The 24288-nt window shown below is 52.8% G+C and carries 23 protein-coding genes and 1 pseudogene; 18 read left to right on the plus strand and 6 right to left on the minus strand.

The features are described 5' to 3' along the window. The first annotated feature begins 281 nt into the window (after positions 1–281). The 9 genes from C5L12_RS09655 (at position 282) to C5L12_RS09695 (ending at position 12968) form a co-directional block, all read left to right on the plus strand. The gene (locus C5L12_RS09655; protein WP_105371819.1) at positions 282–1232 is read left to right on the plus strand and encodes a glycosyltransferase family 2 protein; all 951 of its coding nucleotides are present in this window, start codon (positions 282–284) and stop codon (positions 1230–1232) included. Continuing rightward, positions 1219–1878: an acylneuraminate cytidylyltransferase family protein gene (locus C5L12_RS09660; protein ID WP_105371820.1), complete on the plus strand. Its 660-nt coding sequence runs from the start codon at positions 1219–1221 to the stop codon at positions 1876–1878. The genes C5L12_RS09655 and C5L12_RS09660 overlap by 14 nt, the downstream gene beginning before the upstream one ends. 4 nt (positions 1879–1882) lie before the next feature. After that, entirely contained in the window at positions 1883–2836 is a 954-nt protein-coding gene (locus C5L12_RS09665) for a phosphoglycerate dehydrogenase (RefSeq protein WP_205839324.1), read from the plus strand. Continuing rightward, a complete protein-coding gene (gene galE, locus C5L12_RS09670) occupies positions 2836–3861 on the plus strand; it encodes a UDP-glucose 4-epimerase GalE (RefSeq protein ID WP_105371821.1) in 1026 nt (341 codons plus the stop codon). Before C5L12_RS09665 ends, galE begins: the two co-directional genes overlap by 1 nt. A gap of 151 nt (positions 3862–4012) precedes the next feature. Further along, entirely contained in the window at positions 4013–4771 is a 759-nt protein-coding gene (locus C5L12_RS09675) for a 6-hydroxymethylpterin diphosphokinase MptE-like protein (protein ID WP_280952520.1), read from the plus strand. 1 nt (position 4772) lies between these two features. Next, positions 4773–9500: a 6-hydroxymethylpterin diphosphokinase MptE-like protein gene (locus C5L12_RS09680; protein ID WP_105371823.1), complete on the plus strand. Its 4728-nt coding sequence runs from the start codon at positions 4773–4775 to the stop codon at positions 9498–9500. 159 nt (positions 9501–9659) lie between these two features. Beyond that, positions 9660–11504, plus strand: coding sequence for a glycosyltransferase family 4 protein (locus C5L12_RS09685; protein ID WP_105371824.1), 1845 nt, complete (start codon positions 9660–9662; stop codon positions 11502–11504). Continuing rightward, entirely contained in the window at positions 11497–12252 is a 756-nt protein-coding gene (locus tag C5L12_RS09690; RefSeq protein ID WP_105371825.1) for a glycosyltransferase, read from the plus strand. The genes C5L12_RS09685 and C5L12_RS09690 overlap by 8 nt, the downstream gene beginning before the upstream one ends. Before the next feature lie 128 nt (positions 12253–12380). Next, complete coding sequence (locus C5L12_RS09695; protein ID WP_105371826.1) at positions 12381–12968, plus strand: 3'-5' exoribonuclease domain-containing protein; 588 nt, start codon at positions 12381–12383, stop codon at positions 12966–12968. 166 nt (positions 12969–13134) lie between these two features. On the opposite strand, the gene C5L12_RS09700 is transcribed toward C5L12_RS09695, so the two are convergent. Further along, entirely contained in the window at positions 13135–13380 is a 246-nt protein-coding gene (locus tag C5L12_RS09700) for a hypothetical protein (protein ID WP_105371827.1), read from the minus strand. A gap of 255 nt (positions 13381–13635) precedes the next feature. Here C5L12_RS09700 and C5L12_RS09705 point away from each other — a divergent pair, with 255 nt between their 5' ends. The 3 genes from C5L12_RS09705 to C5L12_RS09715 all read left to right on the plus strand — a co-directional run bounded on the left by C5L12_RS09705 (position 13636) and on the right by C5L12_RS09715 (position 16344). Further along, positions 13636–14676, plus strand: a complete 1041-nt coding sequence (locus tag C5L12_RS09705) for a hypothetical protein (protein WP_105371828.1) — start codon at positions 13636–13638, stop codon at positions 14674–14676. Positions 14677–14735: 59 nt separating this feature from the next. Then, positions 14736–15383 carry a class I SAM-dependent methyltransferase gene (locus C5L12_RS09710; protein ID WP_105371829.1) on the plus strand — a complete coding sequence of 216 codons (648 nt, stop codon included), beginning with the start codon at positions 14736–14738 and terminating at the stop codon, positions 15381–15383. Between the two features lie 136 nt (positions 15384–15519). Continuing rightward, positions 15520–16344, plus strand: a complete 825-nt coding sequence (locus C5L12_RS09715) for an ABC transporter permease (protein ID WP_105371830.1) — start codon at positions 15520–15522, stop codon at positions 16342–16344. Between the two features lie 483 nt (positions 16345–16827). Here C5L12_RS09715 and C5L12_RS28105 read toward each other — a convergent pair whose 3' ends face one another. Continuing rightward, complete coding sequence (locus C5L12_RS28105; protein ID WP_157949017.1) at positions 16828–17169, minus strand: immunity protein Imm33 domain-containing protein; 342 nt, start codon at positions 17167–17169, stop codon at positions 16828–16830. 161 nt (positions 17170–17330) lie between these two features. Between C5L12_RS28105 and C5L12_RS09720 the strand changes: the two are divergent. Beyond that, positions 17331–17466: pseudogene (locus C5L12_RS09720) on the plus strand (IS3 family transposase); the annotation flags it as partial. A 914-nt stretch (positions 17467–18380) separates the two neighbouring features. Here the strand turns inward: C5L12_RS09720 and C5L12_RS09725 are convergent. Then, on the minus strand, positions 18381–18737 hold the full coding sequence (locus C5L12_RS09725) for a hypothetical protein (protein ID WP_105371831.1): 357 nt from the start codon (positions 18735–18737) through the stop codon (positions 18381–18383). A gap of 155 nt (positions 18738–18892) precedes the next feature. Between C5L12_RS09725 and C5L12_RS09730 the strand changes: the two genes are divergently transcribed. Then, on the plus strand, positions 18893–19324 hold the full coding sequence (locus C5L12_RS09730) for a hypothetical protein (protein ID WP_157949018.1): 432 nt from the start codon (positions 18893–18895) through the stop codon (positions 19322–19324). 100 nt (positions 19325–19424) lie between these two features. Next, the gene (locus C5L12_RS09735) at positions 19425–19892 is read left to right on the plus strand and encodes a DMP19 family protein (RefSeq protein ID WP_157949019.1); all 468 of its coding nucleotides are present in this window, start codon (positions 19425–19427) and stop codon (positions 19890–19892) included. A gap of 92 nt (positions 19893–19984) precedes the next feature. Here C5L12_RS09735 and C5L12_RS09740 read toward each other — a convergent pair whose 3' ends face one another. The 3 genes from C5L12_RS09740 to C5L12_RS09750 all read right to left on the minus strand — a co-directional run bounded on the left by C5L12_RS09740 (position 19985) and on the right by C5L12_RS09750 (position 21933). Further along, positions 19985–20389, minus strand: coding sequence for a hypothetical protein (locus C5L12_RS09740; protein ID WP_105371834.1), 405 nt, complete (start codon positions 20387–20389; stop codon positions 19985–19987). A 457-nt stretch (positions 20390–20846) separates the two neighbouring features. Beyond that, positions 20847–21272: a hypothetical protein gene (locus C5L12_RS09745; protein ID WP_105371835.1), complete on the minus strand. Its 426-nt coding sequence runs from the start codon at positions 21270–21272 to the stop codon at positions 20847–20849. Between the two features lie 64 nt (positions 21273–21336). Beyond that, complete coding sequence (locus C5L12_RS09750) at positions 21337–21933, minus strand: hypothetical protein (protein ID WP_157949020.1); 597 nt, start codon at positions 21931–21933, stop codon at positions 21337–21339. A 611-nt stretch (positions 21934–22544) separates the two neighbouring features. Here C5L12_RS09750 and C5L12_RS28110 point away from each other — a divergent pair. The 3 genes from C5L12_RS28110 to C5L12_RS09760 all read left to right on the plus strand — a co-directional run bounded on the left by C5L12_RS28110 (position 22545) and on the right by C5L12_RS09760 (position 24266). Further along, the gene (locus tag C5L12_RS28110) at positions 22545–22865 is read left to right on the plus strand and encodes a hypothetical protein (RefSeq protein ID WP_157949021.1); all 321 of its coding nucleotides are present in this window, start codon (positions 22545–22547) and stop codon (positions 22863–22865) included. Positions 22866–23025: 160 nt separating this feature from the next. After that, positions 23026–23475: a hypothetical protein gene (locus tag C5L12_RS09755; RefSeq protein ID WP_105371837.1), complete on the plus strand. Its 450-nt coding sequence runs from the start codon at positions 23026–23028 to the stop codon at positions 23473–23475. Between the two features lie 98 nt (positions 23476–23573). Then, positions 23574–24266 (plus strand): hypothetical protein, encoded by a 693-nt coding sequence (locus C5L12_RS09760; protein WP_105371838.1) that lies wholly within the window; start codon positions 23574–23576, stop codon positions 24264–24266. Positions 24267–24288 lie beyond the last annotated feature (22 nt).

A 24288-nucleotide genomic window follows, 5' to 3' on the forward strand; every position in this document is an offset into this window, starting at 1 on the left:
ACAATCCTCAAACAGCACATAGGTCGACGGAGTGTGGTTTGTTAATTTTTACGCGTTTGTCAGCAATGGGAGGCTTCGGCCATGTTATTTGCCGGAATTGGTCATCCCAGGCCCTATCTAGCTGTTTGAAATTATCGAAGTTGCGCGCCGGCGGAGCTTTTGCCATTTAGACCGAGGAAATTCGACAACAAGGACATAGACATTGCAGGTTCTATCCGGTAGTCCTCTGTTACCGCCAGACATCATCAATTCGCTTTGTATTGCCTAACTCCTAGTTGAAAATGCGCGCCAGCATCATAATCAGAACTTTGAACGAGGCACGCTATCTTGGCGACCTGCTCGTTATGATTGAGCGGCAAGTTACGGATGCGCTCGAGATCGAAACGGTTCTCGTCGACTCTGGTTCCACCGATGGAACGATTGAGATCGCCAAAAGATATGGCGTCAGGGTTACAACGATAGCGAAATCGGAATTTTCGTTCGGACGTTCACTTAATCGTGGCTGCGAATTTGCCACGGGTGATATCCTGGTGATGATTTCGGGGCATTGCGTGCCCGTTGACAGATTCTGGCTGCAAACGCTGTGTCAGCCTTTGATCGACGGCACCGTTGCCTACAGCTACGGCCGCCAGATTGGCGACGATCAGAGCAACTACAGCGAACGTAGAACATTTGCGAAGTATTTCCCCGAGAAGTCCCGCCTACCGCAGGAAGGTTTCTTCTGCAACAATGCCAATTCGGCCATCTTGCGATCCTTCTGGGAGACGCACCGTTTCGATGAGGAACTGACGGGTCTCGAAGACATGGAACTGGCAAAGCGCCTTTTAGCGGCTGGGCAACCGATCGGCTATGTGGCAGAGGCTCCGGTTTTCCATCATCATCAAGAGACCTGGGCACAGGTCCGCCGGCGCTTCGAACGTGAGGCCATTGCGTTGCGCTTGATAATGCCGGAGATTCATCTTTCCTGGTTTGATGTACTGCGGTTCGTGCTTGCAAGCACCGTAGGAGATTGGCGTTCCGCGCGCCGGAACGGAATTAGCTCAACTTCCCCAATAGACATGCTCCGATACCGCTGGAACCAATATCGCGGATCCTATAAGGGCAACCACGAACACAAGATTCTTTCGCGACAGGCGAAAGAGCGTTTTTTCTATCCCCAAGTTTCACGAAAGGCAGATCAAGATGAGTGGCTTAGGCCGTTGCGTCGCCCTTCTTCCCATGAAAGCCAATAGTCAAAGGGTTAAAGGCAAGAATTTCCGGCCACTTCACGGCAAACCCCTTTTTTCCTGGATCTTGGACAGTCTTCTCGCGATCGCCGAGATCGACCAAGTCGTTATCAATACGGACGCGCGCGCCATTCTGGCGGAAAACGGTCTGGTTGATAGCGATCGTGTGTTGATCCGAGATCGGAAGGCAGAGTTGTGCGGGGATACGGTCTCGATGAATCTCATCCTCGCTGATGATATAGCCACAGTAGGTGCGGACACCTATGTGATGACCCATACCACGAACCCGCTGCTGAGCGCTGAGACCGTTCACGCCGCTCTGGAACGCTACAAAGACGGCATCACGGCGGGAACCGCGGATTCGCTTTTTACGGTTAATAGAATTCAAACCCGGTTCTATCGAGCTGATGGAAGCGCGGTGAACCATGATCCGGACAACCTCATCCAGACCCAAGACCTGGAACCATGGTTCGAAGAAAATTCCAATCTGTACATATTTTCCCGTGACAGTTTTACCAGCACGAATGCGCGTATCGGGCGCAAGCCGCTGCTATATGTCATGGACAAGATGGAAGCTATCGACATAGACACGCCAGAAGACTGGGCTCTGGCTGAAGCAGTGGCTTCTCTGCGCGGCTACACCGCCAGATAACCCGATGAAGGAAGCGAAAATGAAGGATATTCTTGTCAGCTGCCCGCCAATGCTGGGGCAGATCGGCCTATTTATGGACTATGCCGCGGAGCGCGGGCTGAAATTGCACCCTGCCCAAGTCACCCAGATTTTGAGCGAAGACGAACTCAAAGACCTACTCCCCGGCTACGACGGCTGGATCATCGGCGACGATCCGGCAACCCGCTCGGTTTTCGAAACTGCGAAAGGGGGACGGCTCCGGGCGGCGGTCAAGTGGGGGATCGGCGTCGACAACGTTGATTTTGCGGCTTGCAAGGACCTGAATATCCCGATCATCAATACCCCCCAGATGTTTGGGGCTGAAGTTGCGGATGTTGCAACAGCCTTCGTGATCGGTCTCGCACGCCAGCTTTTCCTTATCGATCGCGGCGTCCGCGACGGTAAATGGCTTAAACCTGCGGGCATCAGCCTCCATGGACGCCGTGCAGGCGTGGTCGGGCTCGGAGATATTGGACGGCACACCGTCACACGGCTTCAAGCGCTTGGACTCAAGGTTGTCGCTTATGATCCGGGCGTTCAAGGAGATACGGGGATACCAGGGCTGGAACGTGCCACCTGGCCCGACGTTGTGGAAGATCTGGACTTCCTGGTGTTTACCTGCTCGTTAAATACCCACAATTTCCACATGCTCGACGCCAAAATTTTGGCGCGCTGCAAGCCTGGCGTCCGCATCGTCAATGTGGCACGCGGTCCGCTAATCGATGAAGCAGCGTTGATCGAAGCACTCCAATCTGGCCATGTACATTCAGCGGCACTCGATGTTTTCGAAATCGAACCTTTGCCGGCCGACAGCCCCCTGCGTCACATGGAGCGAGTGATCCTGGGCACGCACAATGGATCGAACACCATCGACGGTGTCATCCGCGCAAGCCATACGGCAATCGACCGATTGGCCGGCTTTTTCCGGGAGCTTGGGTAATGCGAATCGTCTTGACCGGCGGCGCGGGGTATATTGGTAGCCATACATTGGTGGAACTGCTTCCGCTCGGTCATGAGATATGCGTTATTGACAACTACGCCAACAGTTCTCCTGAGGCGTTACGCCGCGTCCGTGAACTTTGCGATCGGCCTTTTCAAATAGAAGAGGCCGATGTTCGCAATTGCGTTCATCTGACGGCAATCTTTGACGCCTTCCGCCCCGATGTTGTGATCCACTTCGCCGGGCTTAAGTCCGTCGGAGAAGGTGAGGCTCGACCTGTCGAATACTACGAGACGAATGTCGCCGGGACGCTGGCATTGCTCTCGGCGATGACGGCCGCAGGTTGTAAACGGATCATCTTTTCCTCTTCGGCCACCGTCTATGGTGAGCCGGAATACCTTCCGCTCGACGAGAGACATCCCTGCCGGCCCGCCAGTGTCTACGGCCGTACAAAATATATCGCCGAGCAGATCTTGGCGGATTGGGCACAGGCCAGTTCTGGCACGTCTGCAATTCTGTTGAGGTATTTCAATCCGGTCGGCGCCCACAAAAGTGGTCTGATCGGCGAGGATCCCCAGGGGATCCCCAACAATCTCATGCCATTCATCGCTCAAGTGGCCGTAGGTCGACGAGAAAGTCTTGCAATCTTCGGAGACGACTACGATACGCGGGATGGCAGTGGGTTGCGGGACTACATCCACGTGGTTGATCTTGCCCGTGCGCATATTGCGGCAATGAACTTTTCTGCCGGACATCAAGGTGCGATGACCTTCAATGTGGGTACTGGCACGGGAACTACGGTGAAGGAAATGTTGGCGGCCTATTCTCGAGCCTGTGGACGCGATCTGCCCTCGCGGGTGCTAGACCGTCGCTCAGGTGACGTTGCCGCCTCCTATGCAGACGCATCGAGAGCCGAGGAGATGCTGGGGTGGCGAGCTACTCACAGTCTCGAAGATATGTGTGTGAGTTCGTGGAAGTGGCAGTCGGAAAATCCCGCCGGTTATCAGGCCTCTGAGAAAACGTAGGATTTGAACGAACTTTTGGTGACTGAGTCATACGGAGGTCGCAACGCTTATGGCAAGTGGATTGAACCATGGGCATTGGTCGACAATCCGCATCGACCCGAGTGTTCAGATTGCTTTAAACTAACGTGAACCTTCCCTCTCATTTCAATCCGTGACACCCAACCTTTCGCGAGGCTCAGTTATGCCATCCGTTACAGAATTTTATAAAAAGTATGATGGAAAACGGTGCTTTATTTTAGGAAATGGGCCATCCTTAAATAAAGTTGACATGGCTAGGATGCGAAACGAATTTACATTCGGAGTAAATTCAATTTTTCTAATGACGCGCAATAATAACTTCAGGCCAACCTTCTATGTTGTCGAAGACAATCTCGTTTTTAGTGAGAATAAAGATGATATTGACGCTTACCAAGGAGTGATTAAGATTCTCCCTCAGCGCTATGCTGAGCAACTTAAATCTGGTGATAGCTGTCATATTTTCGAAATGGACACGTCGTTCTACAACCGCACCGATAAAGCAAATTATGGCACGCCGCAGTTTAATATTGGATCGGAACCCGTGTTCTACTGTGGACAGTCCGTTACGTATATCAACATGCAGCTTGCGTATTATTTTGGTTTTTCAGAAGTTTACCTAATTGGGATGGACTTCTCCTACTCAAAGCCCAGCGACCATCACCAGAAGGGAAACCATATTCGCTCCGAAGGCGACGATCCGAACCATTTCCACAAAGATTATTTCGGCAAGGGCAAAACCTGGAAAGATCCTCGTCTTGGCCGCGTGCAGCGTAGCTATCTTCGCGCCAAATTCGAGTTTGAAATTGCAGGCCGGATAATTATGAACGCAACCAGCGGAGGAGAACTCGAGACCTTTTCCCGCATCGACCTCGACACTCTGTGGGGGAATTGAAATGCAGATTGCCGTCTACGTCCTCTACCAACGTCATGAGTTTGCCAAGGCATCTTGCTTTCTGACGCGCGTTGGTCCTTGTCTCGGTCCGGATGCGAGGCTGTGGCTCCTAATCAATGACCAAGATTGTCCAGACATCCGCAAGGTTGCCGCTACGGTTTCCCAGCATATCCAGATCCTTTGCGTGGGACAGAATCTAGGAGTCGCTGGGGGGCGTAACCATCTAATTCGCGCCGCGATGGACGCAGGCGCGGAGTTTCTAATTTCCTGCGACACAGACATTCTCTTCGAGCCTCACTATTTCCGAGGTATCGCTGCGGCGTGGCAAGCCCTCCGCGCAAAAGACCCGAACGTCGGGCTGGTTCAGCCTCTACTACTCGATGGCCCTAAAGTGTCGGGATGCTTTGAGGCGTTGAATGGTGTTCGGGATTGGTCCGAACTGCAGGGTCGTTTGAGCGGAGACACTAGCCTTTACCAACCATTCTGGCCAAGAATCCGTAATGTTTTGGGCGAAGACCTCGCCTTGGGTGCGATTATGCACTCTGGAGTGAGCAACGTCTGGGCGGCCCATTTTGGTGCGTCGATCGGCAACGATGTAGATACGCCCGATCTGGAAGCAGGATTTCTAGAAACTTTTCGGACCCGTTTTCCCACCCTCCGAAGCGCTTCGGGCCTGCTGGCGACGGTGCTGGCGGAGGGTGTGCCAGTACGAGTCGGCGCTACGGCTGGCGGCATCAGCGCCTTTCACCGTAGCCTTTATGAAAGTGTGGGTGGATACGATGAGATCTTCAACCCTTTTGGGTTTGAAGACTCCGAATTTGGTTTTCGCGCGCAGGCAGCCGGTTTTCATCACTATCTGGTACCGAGCATTACCGCTATTCACGACATTTTTGTTAGTGGTCAGGCCCGGAGCCTACTTTATGCGGCGCGGATCGGGCTCTTGCGGGGTGTTGAGGCCGGTGGTGGTGGCCTAACAGACACCCAGCGTCATTTCGCTCTGCGTCAAAGTCTCTTCTTCGGCCTTCGCACTCTAATAACAAGCTTCCAGCGCCACTTAAGTGAGAATCCGGCTGAAGAATCGGCAATCAAGAAGCTCCTCCCTTCAGCGCTGGCCTCATACGGGTTCGAGTTCTTCCGAGGACTTCTCCATGCTGCAAAGCGCGATGGAACCTCGGCTTTCAATGGTCTAACCGATCTATTGGCGCCAGGGCGACAAACGCTAGAATCCGTAGCCATACCTCTTGACCAAAACGTAGCTTTAGTCGGCCGACGTGTAACTAAAGCGGGAAACTTGTTCAACACTGGCGGTGGGCAGTTTAGCCTCCACGCCTATGACTGCCATATCCAAGAGATAGTTGAAAATGAAGTATTGCCGTCGCGCTACTTTGACCTCTCACTGCACGTCCGTCGCAGAGATGAAAGAAACGACTATATGTTCGCAATGGACGTGCTATCTGACGATATCCTTTACAAAATCGATGCTAGCTTCCGCATCGATTTTGCTAATGCAGCTCGGGATGGAATCTTGAACATCGTTGACTTCGAATGCCGAACCAAAGTGCACGATTACGGCGCCTTCTCGAATGAAGATCTTTACCCTTCCCCACGGCTTTCCTTTTCGACAACCTGGCTACCCATGGTGCTTTCGCAGCTCCGGTTTGCGGGCGACCTCGATATAAGATTAGGAATTAAATCACCGCTCGCGGCTCTGGTTGATTATCTGCAATTAGGTAAGGATTCTCAGCCCGAAGCTTCATCAGCTAAGGCAAGCATGGTCGTAACTCCGCCGCCTAGGCGCGTGTTGATTTTCACTGACAGCCGCGGACAACACAAGCCGCGCGGTTGCCACCATGACGTCTTTGCCGAACGCATGGCCAAGGACCCGCGCCTCGAGGTCGAGAGCTACCTTTGCCCGATGAAATGGACGACGTCGTTGGACTTCTTGATGTTGTTCACTCCGGATCAATTGGCGCGCTACGATCATGTTATCCTGTATACCGGGATTGTCGATTGGTCTCCGCGAAAGCTGTCTAATGCGATGGAGGATCTATATGATCGAACGGCTGCAGAAAACCTCGCCAATCTTGGCTTGAATACTCGCGATTACTCGAAGAAGGTAATCAACTCCAAGAAAGCCAAATTCGACGAAATCTTTGGGGCGGACGTGATGACACGCCATTTCGCAAATCCCTTTGGCATCGTTTACGAGGGCGAACGCACTATTAATATGTATCCGCTGGAGGATGGTGTCGAGCAACTCGGTTCGAGGCTAGCCGCGATTCCCAATCTAATCTTCATTAACGCGAACCGGATCGTTCCGGGCTGGCGCGGTGACTATCCGCGCGAGCGTCCGACCAATATGTCAATCATTCATGACTATTCTAGCCGGTTTGCAGCTAAATTCCCCTCCGAAAGGATAGTTGATCTCATGGAGTGGGGCGACGCCGAAGTTCAACGCTACACCTGTGACAATCTGCATTTGACTGAAGCCGGAAGTGACTGGATCTATGAGAAGCTGATGGAACGACTACAGATGCAACCACAGGCCAAATCAAGCTCTACCGCTCCCGCTTCTTCCCCGCAATCGGCGTCTTCAAAGACGGCGGCGGTTTCTAACACACAAATTAAATGGCCCGAGATCACATTCCATCCTTTTGCGCCGGTGGAGCGAATGACTCCAAGCGAAATCGCAGCTGTGACCAACCGCGTTGGTCGGCAAGGCCAGACGCTTGCGACATTGATAATAGGGCTTCGGCTAGTGGACAACGCCCCGGAGCGGTTAACGAACCTTCGCGCGCTGCTGGATTGGATCGACAAGCATTATGCCGATCTCTTCGACGTTCTGCTTGTCGAACAGGATGCCCAGCCGAGGTTGAAACTCTCCGATCTAGGAGCCAAGTCCTACGTCCGTCACGAGTTCATTTTCAACGATAGGGAATTCAATCGCGGCTGGGGTTACAACGTTGCCGTACGACATTTTTGTGAGGATTCCGTCGTTGTAGCCCTGATGGACACCGACGTTTTAACCGGTCCCGGTTTCGTCTCGGGCGTGATCTCCTGCTACGAAAATGCAGACGTCTGCTCCCCATATGTGAATGTTTATTATTCCACGGCCGCTGAGGCTCAAACAATTCTTTCCACCGGCACACTCGAACACCTGACAAATCCAGCAAATGTAAAAAATCCCGTTACAATTTGCGGTGGCATCGTTATTTTCCGCCGCTCAATTTTCCTAGCACTAAAGGGCTTCGAGCAGTATATCGGCTATTCCTGTGAGGATCGGGCACTGGACGTAACTTTACTAAATCATCTTGATCCGAACCGGATTAAGATACTGCCCGAGATCTATGTTCATCTCTTCCATCCCAGCGACCAAGCATCTCGAGTCAATGTCGATCAGATAATCACACACCTGCAGGAAAATTACAGTTGCCGATATCACGAGGAAATTAAGCCCTTCGAGTTTATTCACCGCCTCTGCCATCACGCGTCAAAAGAGCAGACAACGGCGCTGATGATTGAGCGGGCCATCGATTTCGGTGATCTCGAGCTCTATCGATCTGGCGCGCCCTTGACGGTGAACGGTCGACGTCGGCGCACCGCTCCTTTGACGCATCATACGGTCGGCGAGGTTGCAGGCGATCTGATTTTCCCACCGAACTTCACGAACCTTTCCGATTATCCCGAACGTGAAGTCTATCCAGGATCTCAACCTCCCGATTCGGAAGAACTTACTTGCTTCTATAACCGCTATAAAGGCGAGCGTTGCTTCATCATCGGTAACGGCCCCTCACTGAACCGTCATGATCTTTCTCTACTCGAGGGGGAGTTTTCTTTTGGAGTGAACTCCTTCTATTACAAGACCCGCGAAACGGGCTTCGTGCCGACGTTTTATGTTGTCGAAGATAGTTCGGTAATGAAGGAAAATGTGGAAGAAATTCGCGCCTTCGATGCGCCCTTTAAGTTCTTTCCGACAATTTACCGGCGTTTTGTGCCTAAGACACCGAATACGTTCTTCTTCGAGATGAACAGAAGCTTTTATGAAAAGAGTTCGCCAAACTATGTGGTGCCGCGGTTTTCAACCGATGCCTCAAAGGTTCTTTATTGCGGACAGTCAGTAACCTACATCAATCTCCAGTTGGCCTTCTTCATGGGGTTTACGGAGGTTCACCTCATCGGAATGGATTTCGATTACGTCATTCCCGAAAGCCATAGGCGCACCGGTGATATTCTTCTATCCGATACAGATGACCCTAACCACTTCCACAAGGATTACTTTGGCAAGGGAAAGACATGGAAGGACCCGAAGCTCGATAGAGTGGCCTTGAATTATCGGCAGGCGAAGCTTTCATATGAAGCGGTGGGCCGTAGGATTTATAACACCACAATCGGGGGCAAGCTGGAGGTTTTTGACAGGGTCGACTACGAGACACTACTGCGCGATCCCCGTACTGGCGGGAAAAGGAAAGAACGAATCTTTCCGGGCTTTTCATCGCGCGGCTCTCAGGAAGCTGCTCCGACCGTCGCTCCAATCGCACACGAAGGAAGCGCCTTCCTCCGCAACCTCGCATCAGAACTTCTGCTTGACTCGGCCAACGGTTTCGCTCGCTTGCAGGATAAAGAGCTTTCAACCAGAGTAGAAATGGCTCTCGCGACGTTGCCTGATGAGGATCCGCTTCTTCAACACTTTCAACGAGTGAAGGCGTTTGTCCAATCGCGAGGTACTTGAAGTCGGGTGCGGCAAGGGGCCGCTCCAACAGCGCCATAAGGTTGATCATTGATCGCCATAGACGTATAGCGGACTAGGACATCCGGATTGCGGAGTACCTTAGCGTATTGATGACGTAGCCACGTGCCCATAGTGGCAATAGAAAGATCCGGGCGAAGTATGGTCACGAAAGTTCTGGACGCTTCCTATTATCTGATCGCTAGCATTTTGTTTCGTCGGTCAAGTCTATTCGATGCCCAGTGGTACGAACTCGCCTACCCTGCCCTAACGAAAAGGGATTCAATCCATCACTATCTTACGAAAGGCGCTGCCCTCGGCTACAATCCTAGTCGCCTTTTCGATTCACAAGCCTATCAGAATCGCTATCTTGCCAACTACCCATCCTCTCCCGTCCCTCTTCTTCACTACCTGCTGATCGGTCGCTGGCGTGGGTTTCAGATAGAGCCTGCGGAACCCAGCGACGCTGATGTCATCCGAGACTCCGGATTTTTCAATGACGACTGGTATTACGCGGCCTATCCGGATGTGCTCGCATCCAGAATACCCGCCCTTAGGCATTTCATTACTTTCGGCTGGCGCGAAAACCGCTCTCCCGGACCTGAGTTCAACTCGACATGGTATTTGAACCGATATCCCCACGTCATCGGCCAGAACCCGCTCCTCCATTTCATCAAGCACGGGCGGGGCCAAGGATATTTAGCTACGCGGCCTACCGTCGATTTGGACAGCGCCCGGAAAGTCATTGAGGAGGTTGAGGATCTAGACCCCGAACTCTACGCGGCAAACTATGGTCAGGATATCGCCAATCTGGAAATCTCCACGAGCATGCCGCGCCATCGCATCGCGCTTGTGTTTGAGAAGATCATATCTCGGCTGAATGCACCGCCTAAGATTATCGTTTTCGTACCATGGCTGAAGCGTGGCGGTGCTGATTTGCTCGCCTGCCATGTTGCCCGTGCATGCGTAGAAACCTTCGGGCTCCACTCGGTTCTGGTGGTTCTCACAGACAATGATGACCGGTCCGGCGAGCATCGCTTGCCTGATGGTGTTAACGTTGTTTCATTTTCGGCCATTGCACCGGATCTCGACGAGTCGGCCCGGGTAGAACTCGTTGAAGCCTTGGTCCGCAGCCTGCAGCCGAGCGCGATCATCAACGTAAACAGCCGGCAATGCTGGGAGGCGATCCGGCGTCATGGCCATAGGATGGTACAATTCGCTCGGCTTTACGCGATGCTCTTCTGTCCCGATTATGATTCTCAAGGTCGCCGCTTCGGCTATTCGTACGAGTTTCTGCGCCCCTGTCTTCAGTTCTTGGCCGGCGTCTACTTTGACAATACGACCCATCTGGAGGACCTAAAGGAACAATTCGCAATACCGCCGGATCTACAAGATCGCCTCGTCTGCCTCCTGCAACCCGCGCCGCCTCTCATTCCTCCACGCTTGAGAGAGGATGGCGACACCAGGCGCCCGAACATATTGTGGGCAGGTCGGATCACTCGTCAGAAAAATATCCGACTTCTCTTGGAAATTCTCCAGAACGCCCGGCAATTCGATTTCCATATCTGGGGCGATACCGACGATCCTACACTTATGGCTGCGCTTGACGATGTTGCACGGTCTAGGGACTACGTCTTCTTGAATGGGAAATTTGATCGCTTCGAAGACCTCCCCTTGCCCTCCTACGATGTCTTTCTCTACACCTCGCTCTGGGATGGGCTTCCGAATGTGCTTCTGGAAGCAGCTGCCTGTGGTCTTCCTATCGTCGCGTCGGAGAGCGGCGGAATTGCTGAATTGGTCAACGATACAACCGGATGGCTGGTCCCTCCATCTCATCAGGCCCCTGGTTTCATCGCCGCCCTGCGGGAGGCGACCGACAACCCGGAAACGGCCTATTTGCGCGCGACTGCGATGCAGCGCAGGCTTATCGAGCATCACAACTGGAAGTCTTACAAGACGGTGCTCACCCAGCAGCCATCGGCAACTGGAGGCTTGCTCCATGGCTAAATCAAAAATCACGGCGATCCTGAATGTCCATCGCGAAGGCCTACTTGCCGTGCCGGCGATAGCAAGCATCTATCGCAACACCGACCGTCTGCTCGATGCTGGTTATGAAGTAGAAATCCTCGGGATAATGGACCGGTCCGATCCATTGACCAAAAGCGTTATCGAAAGCCGCTTCCGAAAGGATGTCACCCTCATCGAAACTGATTTTGGCGACGCTGGTCTCGCTCGAAATCATGCCGTCAATGTCGCCACGGGTGACTTTCTAGGCTTTTTAGATGCGGACGATCTTTGGGGAGCTGACTGGCTGATCCGGGCCGCCGACATGGCTCAGACGCGTGAAGCTTCGGCCATCTGGCATCCGGAAGTTTCCATTTACTTCGGAGATGCGAAACTGGCCTTCTATCACATAGACATGGAAGACCCGCGATTCGAGCCAACTGGATTGGCATTGGACAATTATTGGACAGCGTTGAGCTTTGCCGCCCGCGAAATTTATAGCCAAAATCCATATCCGCCAACAGACCTGCGGGAGGGCATCGGCTTCGAAGATTGGAGCTGGAACATGAACACAATCAGCGCCGGCCTTCTCCACAAAGTCGTGCCGAAAACCGGACATGCCATCCGCAGACGGTTACGATCGCTTTCTCGCATGACGTTGAAGGCCGATGCGATTTCGCATCCGGGCGATTACATCAAGCACGTGATCGAGACACGTGATCCGCAAATAACCCTTCAAATTGATCAATAATCTCCTGAGCGTGCTCCGTTTTCCAATAACCCGGCAGGTTTGAAGTAAGCAAATCACAGCCGATGTTCACCAGCAGATTGGTCCGCGAAGAGCGCGATTGACATGAAACCTTCAACAGGCCTGTACTAATGATTTCTTTTATCGTGACGGACATCGAAACAGACGGCCACGTACCGGGCACCCACTCGATGATAAGTCTTGCCTCCGTTGCAATCGGCGAAGACGGAGCATCCCACGGGACCTTCAGCATAAACCTGAAACAGCTCCCCGACGCCACGACAGACCGCGAAACGATGCTGTGGTGGCACTCACAGCCGCTTGCTTGGCGAGGGGCCACCGTTAATCAACAAGATCCAAAAGAGGGAATGCGCGCTTGGGCAGATTGGGTTGAAAGCCGTCCTGGCGATCCCGTCTTTGCCGCCCATCCCTTATGCTTCGACGGACCCTGGGTAGATTTGTACTTGCAGAAGTTCGTCGGACGCCGCCTCTTCAAACACCCGCGAGATTCCAGTCTCTGCATGGGCTCAGGCGTCGATATTCCCTCACTTATCATGGGTACGACGGGCTGGGATTACCGTCATTGCAACCGGGAACACTATCCCGCAGAATGGCTCGGAGGCCACGCCCATAGTCATTTCGCCCTGGACGATGCACTTGGTTACGCCCACTTGCTTAGTCTCATCTTGACCAGTTCCCTCCCGCATGCAAAGCGTTGAGACAGCTAGGTCATGCCGCCCGGCATCGAGCTCAGCGCGACTGCGATCCCGGGTGGTTTCGCCATGATCCGCGCTTCGGCACTGAGGCTTTATCAGCTGGCCGTTCCAATGACGCGCCAGGCCAGTTTCAACCTCGGGATAGACTCAGTAAAGTCAACGTCGCCGTCTATAGTTCGTCGTATTCGCGCCCGACGCGACCGAGCGCAATGGCCTGCAACCACAATATCGGCAGGCCACAGATCAGGAGAAGCAATTCCTTCACCGTAACTCTGCGGCGAGCATCGGTTGCGCCGGTATTTTGGGGTAGCTGAACAGCGTTTCTCAGGAGAAGCTGCGTCAGCTGGCGATCCTCTTCAAGTATCGTGCCATCACCGTCAACCACCTTTGAGGCCGGCTTTGCGGTCTGTTTCATATGGGCTTCCCAACGATAGATAAAACTCTAATTATCACAGCTAAGATGGATTGCCAAAGTTAATGTCGTACTGGAGAAGGCCGATTCATCCCCGTCACCCGAGATGGCGTGGTCCGAGCTTTCAGATTTGCTGTTAGAGGGTCAACACGGCTGATGAATCCTTGAGCTCTCTCCTTCTTGAAATGGAGCGCTTGTGCAAAAGAGGATATTAACCCATATATCCTCTCTAGATCGGGATCGACTCGCTGTAGCTCAATGAATTTCTGCGTTTACAAAGACATAGGCAAGGAAATCCACGGTTACCTTGTACCGGACGGATATTCTACAAAGCCGAAAGTATTGGTCAGGATCAACGACGACAGCAAAATTACCGAGGTCAATACCTGGATTTTTATCGAGGGAGCACACGCCCAAGGACTGCACGAGACCGGAAATGTCGGTTTCATACTGAACGAGAAAAACGTTCCGGGCGTCAGCACAGCTTCCAAGGTCGAGATATCTGACTCTGAAACAGGTATGATCATCTATCGGCGAGCGCAGCCAGAATATATTCCCAAGAAAGTCCTGCGTGTCGAGACCGCATATTTTCCTCAGACCGATCTCGACCTTTGCCTAAAGCCGTTCTTCCAGTTTTATGAACACCGCGTCGAGCATTATGGTTTTGAGACGGTGCGCCAAATGCTCGAGATTTTGCATCAGCCGTCCGTCTACGTTTCGGGTCGTATCCTCCTGAAAAATTATCGCATCTATATCGACTACAACATTGATGTGACGATGATTTCTCTGCGAGATCCGTTTTATGAACTTGCCCTGCGGCTGATCATTTTCAGCCGATACAACAAACAGAAGTTTCCATTTGTCGCTCCCCGCGATATACTCTTATTTAAGCCGGTTATGGACTGGTTCGACGATCTTGCCCTGCAGGACGAGGCTGCAATTTCGAAGGCAATCCGGAGCGCACCCAATGACACACTGAAACTTCTGGCATCGCCATTTACACAGCAGCTCGTCGCGGACAATCCGTCGGACACCGCGACACTTGATGATGTCTCGCAAGCCCTTGATATACTTTCACAGTTCACCTTGTTCGACGCGGGCCGCGACGATCGGACCTACCCGAGGCATATTGCTGAGCTGCTCGGCATACCGGAAAGCAGCGTGCGCACGAGAGGCCAGCTTGAATCGGTCCATCAACTAGCTGATATCTTGAAGAAAATAGGCCGCATTGAGCATTTGCTTGAGGCTGACTTGATCCTGTATCATTTCATCCAGAAGGCAGAAGCCCGCGCGCAATGAGGTTGAATTAACTGAGCGCCACGTCCATTCGAAGCACCTATCTAGATGAGAGTAAGATCGTGTTTTTCCACAGCCTGAAAACGCTCGTAAAAAAGAACAGCCTTCTTTGGGGGAAGGACGTTGCCGATGCTTATCACGGCGCCGCGTCGAGAGACATGAATGCTCACTGGAGCGTCTTTGTACAACCAGTGCTTGATCGACATCCAATCAATTTCACGAGGAGCATCGACTTTGCATGCGGCTACGGTCGAAATACGGACAAGCTGCTTGAACTCGCAGATCATGTGACCATGATTGACGTAAATCAAGAAAATATTGAACACTGCCAAAAAAAATATGCAGGCAATCCGAGGACCAGCATCACGGAATGCAATGGATATGATCTACGCAACGTCGCCAGTGAAACGTGCACTTTCTTCTACACGTTCGACAGCATGGTGCATTTCCCTCCGGAAATCGTGAAATCCTACCTTCCCGAGTTTTACCGTGTGATGTCCCCGAGCGGCTACGCGTTCATTCATCATTCAAACTACACCCAGGCTGGGCCAAAGAAAGATTTCCGCCAAAACCCTCATTGGCGGAACTACATGTCGGCCGAGATCTTCGCGGACCTGGCCCGGGCCGCAGGTTTTACGGTTGTCGAACAGACGTTTCACGATTGGGGCGTGCCTAACCTCGATTGTATATCGCTGCTAAAGAAGGCCTAAAGCTCACTTGAGATCAAGGAGTCTCCCTAGTCACTAAGTGCAAGATCCTGGCACCCCACGGCGTTAGGTTTCGCCGTATTGCGACCCAAATGGTGGTGTCATAGATGTGGCAGTGGTGGATTGCAGTTTGAGTAAGATGGTAGAAACAAAAACTCTGGACCAACGAACGAAGCCGGCGACAGCCTCCTCTGCAATCGCCCTGCAAAGGATACTTAACGTCATGCACGCAGTGATACTGCGTGACATCCGAAGCCGCTTTTTCAACAACGGCCTAGGCGCCTTAATTCCGCCATTGATGCCAATAGCACATGCTCTAATTCTGCTACTAATCTACACACTTACAAGCCGAACGGCGATTTTTGGTGACGACTTATTTTTATTTTTTGCCACTGGCCTTATACCGGCTTTGACTTTCTCGTATATTTCAAGATTTATGGCAGCATCTCTTCTAACGAATAAGAATATGTTGGCCTTTCCTGCAATTCATTTGCTCGATATTATTCTAGCGCGCTGCGCTCTCGAACTCATCGGGATTGTAATCTCAGTTTTTGTAATGTTTATCATTTTATTATCAATTGGCTCGGACCCCTACCCCCGGCAACCGGACCAAGCTCTTTTGGCAATGCTGAGCACTGCGCTTCTTGCCATCGGCGTCGGTATTATAATCAGCGTTATTTCGGCGATATATCCGTTTTTTGCGAGATTCTACTCCCTCTTTGTGGCTATAATATATCTCACCTCCGGCGGACCAATTTACCTGTATATATTTCCGAATGAGTTAATCTATTATTGCACGTTCAACCCCGTTTTTCACGCGGTTACTTGGATGCGTAGCGCATACTACCTAGGTTATCCAACCCAGGCGCTGGATAAACTCTACTTAATTGGCTTCGGAATCCTGTGCCTTTGCATAGGCTTGTTGATGGAAAGGCTTCTGCGCAAGAAACTTCTCTCCCACTGAGCCCCCATAATTAAAATCAACTTCCACTTTACTGGAACTAGCGATTTTGGGTAGAGCATGTCCTGTTGATCTCAGTTGTCGAGGGTATCGACTGTCACGGCTGGCGAGGCATGAACATCTCTCCGACTCGTTTCGTGAGAGACCAATGCTGCGCCCATTACCGAAGATTGCGATGAGCCATCAGCGTCCTTCAGCAATCTTGCCAAAGTATGCAGGCTTGCGAGATTGACGTGCGGGACCGCCCAGGCCCAGATGCAGGCGCTGCCTTTCAACCGCAGCGTATCTATTGAAGCAGGCCAGCAGCTCTTCCGGTGTAAGAACCTGCGACCGACCGTCAGCAAACTCGGATGGCACGCCGAACGGAAGCAAATCTTTCGAGAGGGAGAAGCGATCCGAGTTTAGGTCTGTGGAAAGTAGAACAAAAATCAAAAGTGGCCCAAGCAAGCTTCACCCCAAGTTTCGAACCGGCAAGCGGTCTTGTCTCTATATGTCCAGCAAACTGGCGTCGAACCACACGTCTTCATAACCTGGTGCGATTAGAAACCGCCATCCAGGAGGAAGCCCTAGATAAGGCACAACAGCCGGGCAACTCACTGACAAATGAGACACATGCATCGGCTTGAAGAAATCCGCGTCCTCAGGAGGAAAATCTCGCCCGCCCCAAATGTACCAGCCGCAGGTGCCATTCTCCGGCGGCTGCCTCAGGCCGTTTAGCGGCTGCTCGCCCTGCAGTGCGCCTTCAGAGATGCCCAGTTTCGAAGACGGTTCAGCAACGCTAAATTCGACATTGTGGCGTAGACATACCTCAACTTGATCTTGATCCACGGCTTGCTCCCTGATCGTTGGAGCGTAAGCAAAGGCTAGATCGGGAGCAAGAGGCGTGAATTGGGCTTTAGACCCGGAACGAGCCAGTGACTAAGTCCAAAGCAGGCGGAAACTTTGCGCCGGTGTGGACAATGCCCCGATGGAAAGCTCGTCCCATCGCTCAAACAGAAAGGACGGCATGCAGGGTCTACAGGGCCCGAGACAATGAAAAAGGCCGACGTGTTCGATTACATTGAGCGCTTCTACATCCGACGTGTCGGCTTTTCGACACTCGGTTATCTCAGCCCGATGGATTGAAAACAAGGTGGGATCAGCTTAGCTCGGTGTCCCAAAACCGGCAGCAGGCCAAGCGCGCTTGCAGAAGCTAAACAGGTGGTATGGTGGCCGCGTTCATGACCAGCTTGGATGTGGACGAGAGACTTCTGCCGAATTTCGCCACTACCTGGCATTGCGGTCTTGTTGTTAGTGCGCAGCTAAAAGCAAAAGGTGTAGCGCGATGAGTAGCAAATGGCAGTCAGAGCAAGTTTGGCGTGATGCACTTTGGTCGGCTCGCGAGCAACTGCGTAGCATGAAAATTAGCGGAGAAGGTGCCCAGCGGATCGCCCAGCAGCGTAGACAGGTCGAGCGTATTCGATCCGCTGGACTTCCAACCTGGCAGGAGAGAATTGAATGGGGAGGGTTTGAATTTCCTCCTTCTTCCGACTAGGAGACCGGACTACGGTCTAAACCCTTCAACCCTTATTCCCCGCTCGGTTTCGATGAGAGGGAATTGGCCTAGTAGAGCTATAGCTGTACGGAATGCATCTAGCTCTTGGACAACCTGGCGTGCGGGTAGCTTGTTTGGTCTTGGCCAAGAGGCGACAGCCGGTATCTCAAGCCATTCTATGGCGCGTAGCTCCACCGGACCGTATTCACGACTGTCTATGTAGGGCGTCGGACACCACAACGCTCCGTGGTCCGGAAGCCGCATCACACGGGCTTCTGGAACATCCAGAAACTTCACAAGCATCTGGGTTTCTGCCACTGGCAGTTTGGCCCACGCTTCGAACACCTTCCGCCATTTGGTGTCTGACATCAAGGCGACAGAAAACTCGCGCCTAGCTCGGCGCGAGATGCACTGCAGTTCTGGTGTATGAACGCTCATATCAAAGCAATGTGCATGACAAAAGAAGGCTCGGCAAGGCGGATGTCCTATGAGCCATTTGCAGTCATCAGTCCCAGTCGTAAACCTCGCCACAGGCGGCACCGCCGCGCTCCTCGGCGACATGCCAACCCAACCACGTGGGCTCTTCTATCAAACCCCGAGCTGTCAACGCTCGAAAAATATCTCGCGCCAGTTCCTCTGGTTTGGGAACGAGGTCACTATCACTCACGAAGCAATCTAGCCTCCGGTGGGGAAAGTATCCTTCGGGTGGAATTCTCGCTTGGGTGACGAAGAATCGGGCACCCCCCTTCGACAAAGAGCCCCCATGCTTGTTTCTCTTGATATGGTAGATGCGGCCCGAACTGAAGTCCTCGTTGGCCGACCATTCGACGTAAAAATTATCGGACAATTCCAGGTCGATCATTCGGGTTCCTTAGCAAGCAGAATAGCGGATGCCTATCCCAGTAACCAACAGCTCCGAAAGCTGAGCGTGAGTGTTTCGGGGCTGAAGCATTCAAGATACAGAGGCGGTGGCTGCTGCCCTTTACACCCTTTCCGCCAATATGTGATGCTAGCTTGATGACGAGATCGCCTGAGATATCACTGCCCGAAAAACTACGGGAAAATGGCCGCTTGCGCGGAAATGAGTGGGCTTGGCCAGTTTGTGACATCCCTGCGGTTATCGAAGCAGCGCGGCTCGCTGGCTTGGTGAGCATTGGTGGGCAATTGCAGTTCCGATTCCCCGAGGCGACTTGTGAGCTTTATTGGATAGAGGTCGACACCTTCCCATTCGTTTCATCTGACCTCCCATGGCGTGAACGGGTCGAGCAAACAGCAGTGGTCGCTCTGTCGCAGTTTCGAGCGCTGCAGAAGGGCCACGATTTCCTTGCCGAAGGCCAGTGCACCTTCGGTCAACACCTGGATTCTTACAGAGCCGGCGGCGGCGATCCACGCGACGCAATGTGCTTCGTTTGGTATCTTGAGGCTACCGGAGATTTGGAACAGGTCTAATCCCGCGCTTCAGATGCATGTGGGGGCAGCTTGGGGTCAGGTGTGGCGGGATATTTTTCGCATAGAGTTTAATGATGGGAACCCGTTTTCTGGAAGCACGATGACAACGACCTACGATGATCTTGGTTCACTCGATGATTGGCTTTTACGGCAAGCCATAGAACAGGCCGAGCATGGGATTTCCATAGAAGATCAGCTCATCCCGCAGACGGTTCTTCGCCTCGGCCAGCCTCATGTATATCTCTACGCCACCGTTATGTTCGATGGTGAGGTTGCAAACGGCGGCCTCCAGCAGTTCTTCGATAATTCCTCCGGTGCTCTGGCTCCGACTGTTCGTGATGCCCTGCAAGAAATGCTCTTGCCCGAATACGCGGATATCATCGGGCAGATCATCGAGGGATTCGGGGAGCAATTTCCTCGCAATCAAAATGATCGGATGGAGCAAGTCGACCGCGATCCAAGGCTCCAGATCATGCTGGACACCGGCTCCGATTCCATCGACGTTTGGGGCAAAGAATACATTCTGGCGCGCGAAACTTGTGCGAGGAAGAACCGCTTATTGAAGTGATTTGCTCACCGGTATGTCGAAGCCCCGTTGCAGCCCCAGGCAGGGATCGGTCCCAGGGCGGGCTAGACACGCCTCACGCCTCAACCATACGTCTAAGAAACCCAGGAGAAGGAAGGTTCGTCAGGCGAAATGACGTCGAGGCAGTTTCCTCCGGTGACAAATCGATAATGTGTCGATCCTGGCCGCACGACTGCGAGAACCTCGCGCTGCGCTGCCCAGAATGGGCTCCCCTCCACCCGATGAGCGAAGTAGTTGGGCACATGTCCAACCGTCTTTTGCCCGTGCTCCTCCAGCGGCAGATGGACGTCATCGATGACGCGGAAGATGTCGACGTGATGAAAGAATACTCTCAATAAGTGGTCTTCTCCGCTGACCGTGAAGTAGGCTTCCAATTCATTGGCTCCGACGTCCTTGCGGCAGGTCATCTCAAGACGGCCGAGTTCGGCTGCCGTCGCTCCAGCTCCTAGGTCGAATTGGATTGGTCGATAGCTGATCACCGTTGCCCGCCATGTCTAAGCGCCGCTTCAATCGCGCGGCAGAAGTGATAGATGTAGTGCACAGAGACCGCAACGGGTCTAACGATCAGTATAGCAGCTAAACGTTGCAGACGGATGATTGGAGAGAGCCGGTGGCTGACGCCGAGTTTGTGTTATCAGAAGACCGAACCCACAGCTTCATCAGAGATTGGCTGTCGGACTGTGTCACGGCGACGGCGGACGGAAATCCGATCCAGTCCTGTATGCGATCCCCGCGCAACGCGGACAGGTCCTTTGCGTCGCATCGGCAGGGCGTTTGAAAACCCGATGGCAGTCGAGGCAAGCGAATTTTGTTAGCGAGCGTGTCATGGGGTCAGGCCATAATCTCGTCAGAGTGAACTCGGAAACCTGCCGAAACGGATGCCTCTTGCAAGTATGAGTTGATGGCTGGCAATTAGGGGGACGTTCTTTTGTCACGCTAGAGCCTGAGACGCGTCACCAGCTCCGCAATGTCGGGATTCGTGAATTCAGCAACAGGATCATCGCTCTTGTCGGGCCTGCGATGGTATTCTCCAGCGTCGAACGCGATGTAGATTTCATAAAAAGGTTCAGGAACTTGATTGGTGCCGGGCCCGAAACCCTCCAGCACCGCCCGCCACAGATCATTCATCAGGCCGTCACAGAAGGTGTAGCCCAACTCATTACGATGATAGCCTACTGCGATTTCCACAGCGGCGGTATTGTAGAAGTCATGGTTGTTGAAACCACCTGCCCATCGGACGACATCATCAAGTGTGAGGCGGTCCGGGCATATGCTGATCGCGAACTGTAGGAACTCTGATATGGCTCTCGTCCTTTTGTAGCGTCCCGATGCCTTACGGATGAATGCCTGTTGCAGCGTCAATGGCCGCGTCGGGGCCGATCTCGGTCACCGGCACCCCAGCCACCTCTGGCTGTGTGGTTGCCACTCAATGTCCGGCGCGTCCATGCAGAACTGTCGGCCCTGGATGACCAAACTCTGATGCAGCCACATTGACTATCAAAGTGGTGTCCTTGTCCCAATCATCGAAATATAAACCAAAGGGGTCACCAAGCCGGTCCTTCAATTTGAAGATATCCACGAACGCACCGCGCACCGCGCTTCGACAACCGTCTTCCATGTCGCACAGCACGTCGATGAGGTACCGGCCCAGCTCTTTGTCCTCGAAATCGCGAAAATATTCCTTCGCGAGGTGGATCGCAGGCATTCTCCTGAAGCCATCGTCCTTGTTTTTCATCCATTGGCGCAACAAAGGTCGATATCGTTCGACCAGACCAAGATAGCGACATAACGCTTTGATTGCGTACTCCGCGTAGACGTTGTTCTCCTCACCATGCAGATAGGCTTCCAACAGTGGTGCGTCGCTAGCGCCGCCACAAAGCCCGACGATTTGGATTGCATCAACGACGCCTCCGTCGCGTCCTCGGAGGATGTTCCGGGCGAGTTCGACCTCTTCTGGTGAAATAGGCCCTGACTCCAAGCCCTTGGCACGATTTGCAATGTTTGCGACGCTAATGCTGTTCATGAACATCCCGTGGTCGGCGACAGTAGTTTATTTAACGCCAGCACCGTTGGCGAGCAACGACGCTAAGGACGGAGGGACAACGTCGGCAGCTTGTCGCGCTATCGTAGACCCATTACAACTCTGTATCAGGTAAGATGATTAGCGACCGCTTCCATGCGCTTTTCTGACGCCCAACCTCGTCACGTCCTTTGCTTTCTGGGGCCGGCCGGCACCTACTCTCCACTTGGTGATTCAATTGGGTCAGCAGTTGACGATTACGCTCATGAGTTCGGGATCGACCAGGCCTATTCCCAAGAGACTCCGGACAGTCGCATGACGAAGACGATTTCAGGTATAATCCTTACGAGGCTGTCTATGTGAATGCGGCTCACGAGCCTCGGGGCTATTCAACCGATTGGTCAATGACCCGGAACAGGCGTTGATTCGGTCACTAGTGAACGCAGCAGAAATTTCCTGTTCTACCCGCGTGACGAGACCGTCCAATGTCTGGCAGCAGACTGGTCGTTCAAGAGAGAACCGTGACTGCCCGTCATGACGCTGATGCGCCATCAAAGGCGTTTACGCACCACCCTCCACTTGTATCGCGACAAGCTGTTGAATAGGCTCATCCGATGGAGTGGGAAAAGGTCTTACAAGCGGTCGACGATGATCCGAAAGGAGCATCTATCGACGATCATACATTGCAAAATCTCGCGGCTCTTGTGAGGTATGGAGAGGCAGAGTTGCTGCCGCCGTCAACTGTCGGAAAAGGGTATTACCCGTCAGCCGTGATCGATTGGGACAATCTCCAGAAGCAGATCGAGGTTTTCGAAGATCGTTTTGAAATCTACGATTTTTCTCCGGTGCCAACAGCCATTCAACACGTCGTTGTCGAAAAGCTCGGTCAGCTTCCAGATCAGCTTCTACCGCTGTTAAAGCCGCTCAAGCGGTAGCTTGTGACTTTCGACCATGATCGATTTGGGCCGAGAAGCGCCTTCCGCGTCGCGCCAAGACGGGAATTGAAGTTTTGGCAAGTTTTAGTAGTTGCGCGCCAGGAGGAGCCATGTCGCAAATCTTGCTTCCCGAATACGCTGCTTCGATGCTGAAAGAATCATGATCTTGCAAACTATCCTCAACGACCTTGCTGCGATTTTGAATGAGGGGGCAACTAACTATACTGTCTTTCTGAGGTCCTTCGAGGTCGACCCGACCGCCCCGGAGGCATCTGAAATTCTGATCAGAGAAGCGCTGGGGGCGGAGACCATAGTGGGAGAAATCAAACAAGTTCAAGGCGCGTCCGTCTGGCCCACTATAGAAGCAGCATTGACCTTTACCGGTGACCACAACGCAGGACCTTCTTCAGCGGTGTTTTCGTCTGAAGTTTTCCAAACAGCGTTAGCCAGAACGAGAAACCAAATCGACGGCCTGGTTGCTGAGGCGACAGGAATTGAAGTTTTCTGGTTACGAGACGGCCACCCGGACTATCCCGTGTACTGGGACTTTTCCTTTCTGGTACGGAAAAATGCGGGAGCCATGATCCTAATCGGATCGAGTTCAGATTGACAGATTTTAGCGGCCCCGGAACGTCCGCTTCGGGACCAGTTGGAGAAATCCGGTAGTTCAATTCGGCGGGGTACCTCCTCGCGAATCGGAAAGTCGACATGCCTAAAGAACCGGTAATCATCTCGCTCAAAGAGAGCTTGCGTTCACTGAGAGTCAGTTTCCTACAGTTTGGTACACCGCTCCTACAAATCGCAGACACGCTGGGACCGCCGAAAGGATGGATAACCAACGCATATGACGAGCCGGTACCCTTGTATTGGGTCTATCCGGGCGGTCTGGAATTATCTTTTGAACCGGAACCGCCTTACCGATTGACTGCATTCAAACTTTCGCCCGTAGGGAGACATAAAGGGAGGATGACCAACTTCAGTTACTATGTTCGGATGCGCAACGACTTTCCGATGATCGTTTCCTCGGTCTCTGACTTCCTGCGAAGTGGTTTATGGGACTTAGAAAAAGTGAAAGTCGGCATCTGTGCCGAACCGAACTACCCGGTACTCGATATTTGTATAGGAGGCCTACGGATACCTTTCCTGATGAGTTCGGAGCGAGAGGATGCACTTGAAGATCAACTTTTACGGAGCGGCAATGAGCTAGATAGGAGAATTGCCTTACTTGATCCGAATTGTGACTTCTTTGGAGCCTACTTCTCACTTGAAAACGTTGAAGTTCAGCGATTCCCAAGTGAGGGGTGGACGACGATCAGCGGCGATGAATACCTTCGCCAGCTAGACTCAGAGGAACAAGCGTCTGCTGAGGGCCGACGTTCGCTTTCCGTTTCGCACCAATAGGAGCCGAACGGGGCTACATATC

The sequence above is a fragment of the Neorhizobium huautlense genome (assembly GCF_002968575.1).
Lineage (GTDB): Bacteria > Pseudomonadota > Alphaproteobacteria > Rhizobiales > Rhizobiaceae > Neorhizobium > Neorhizobium huautlense.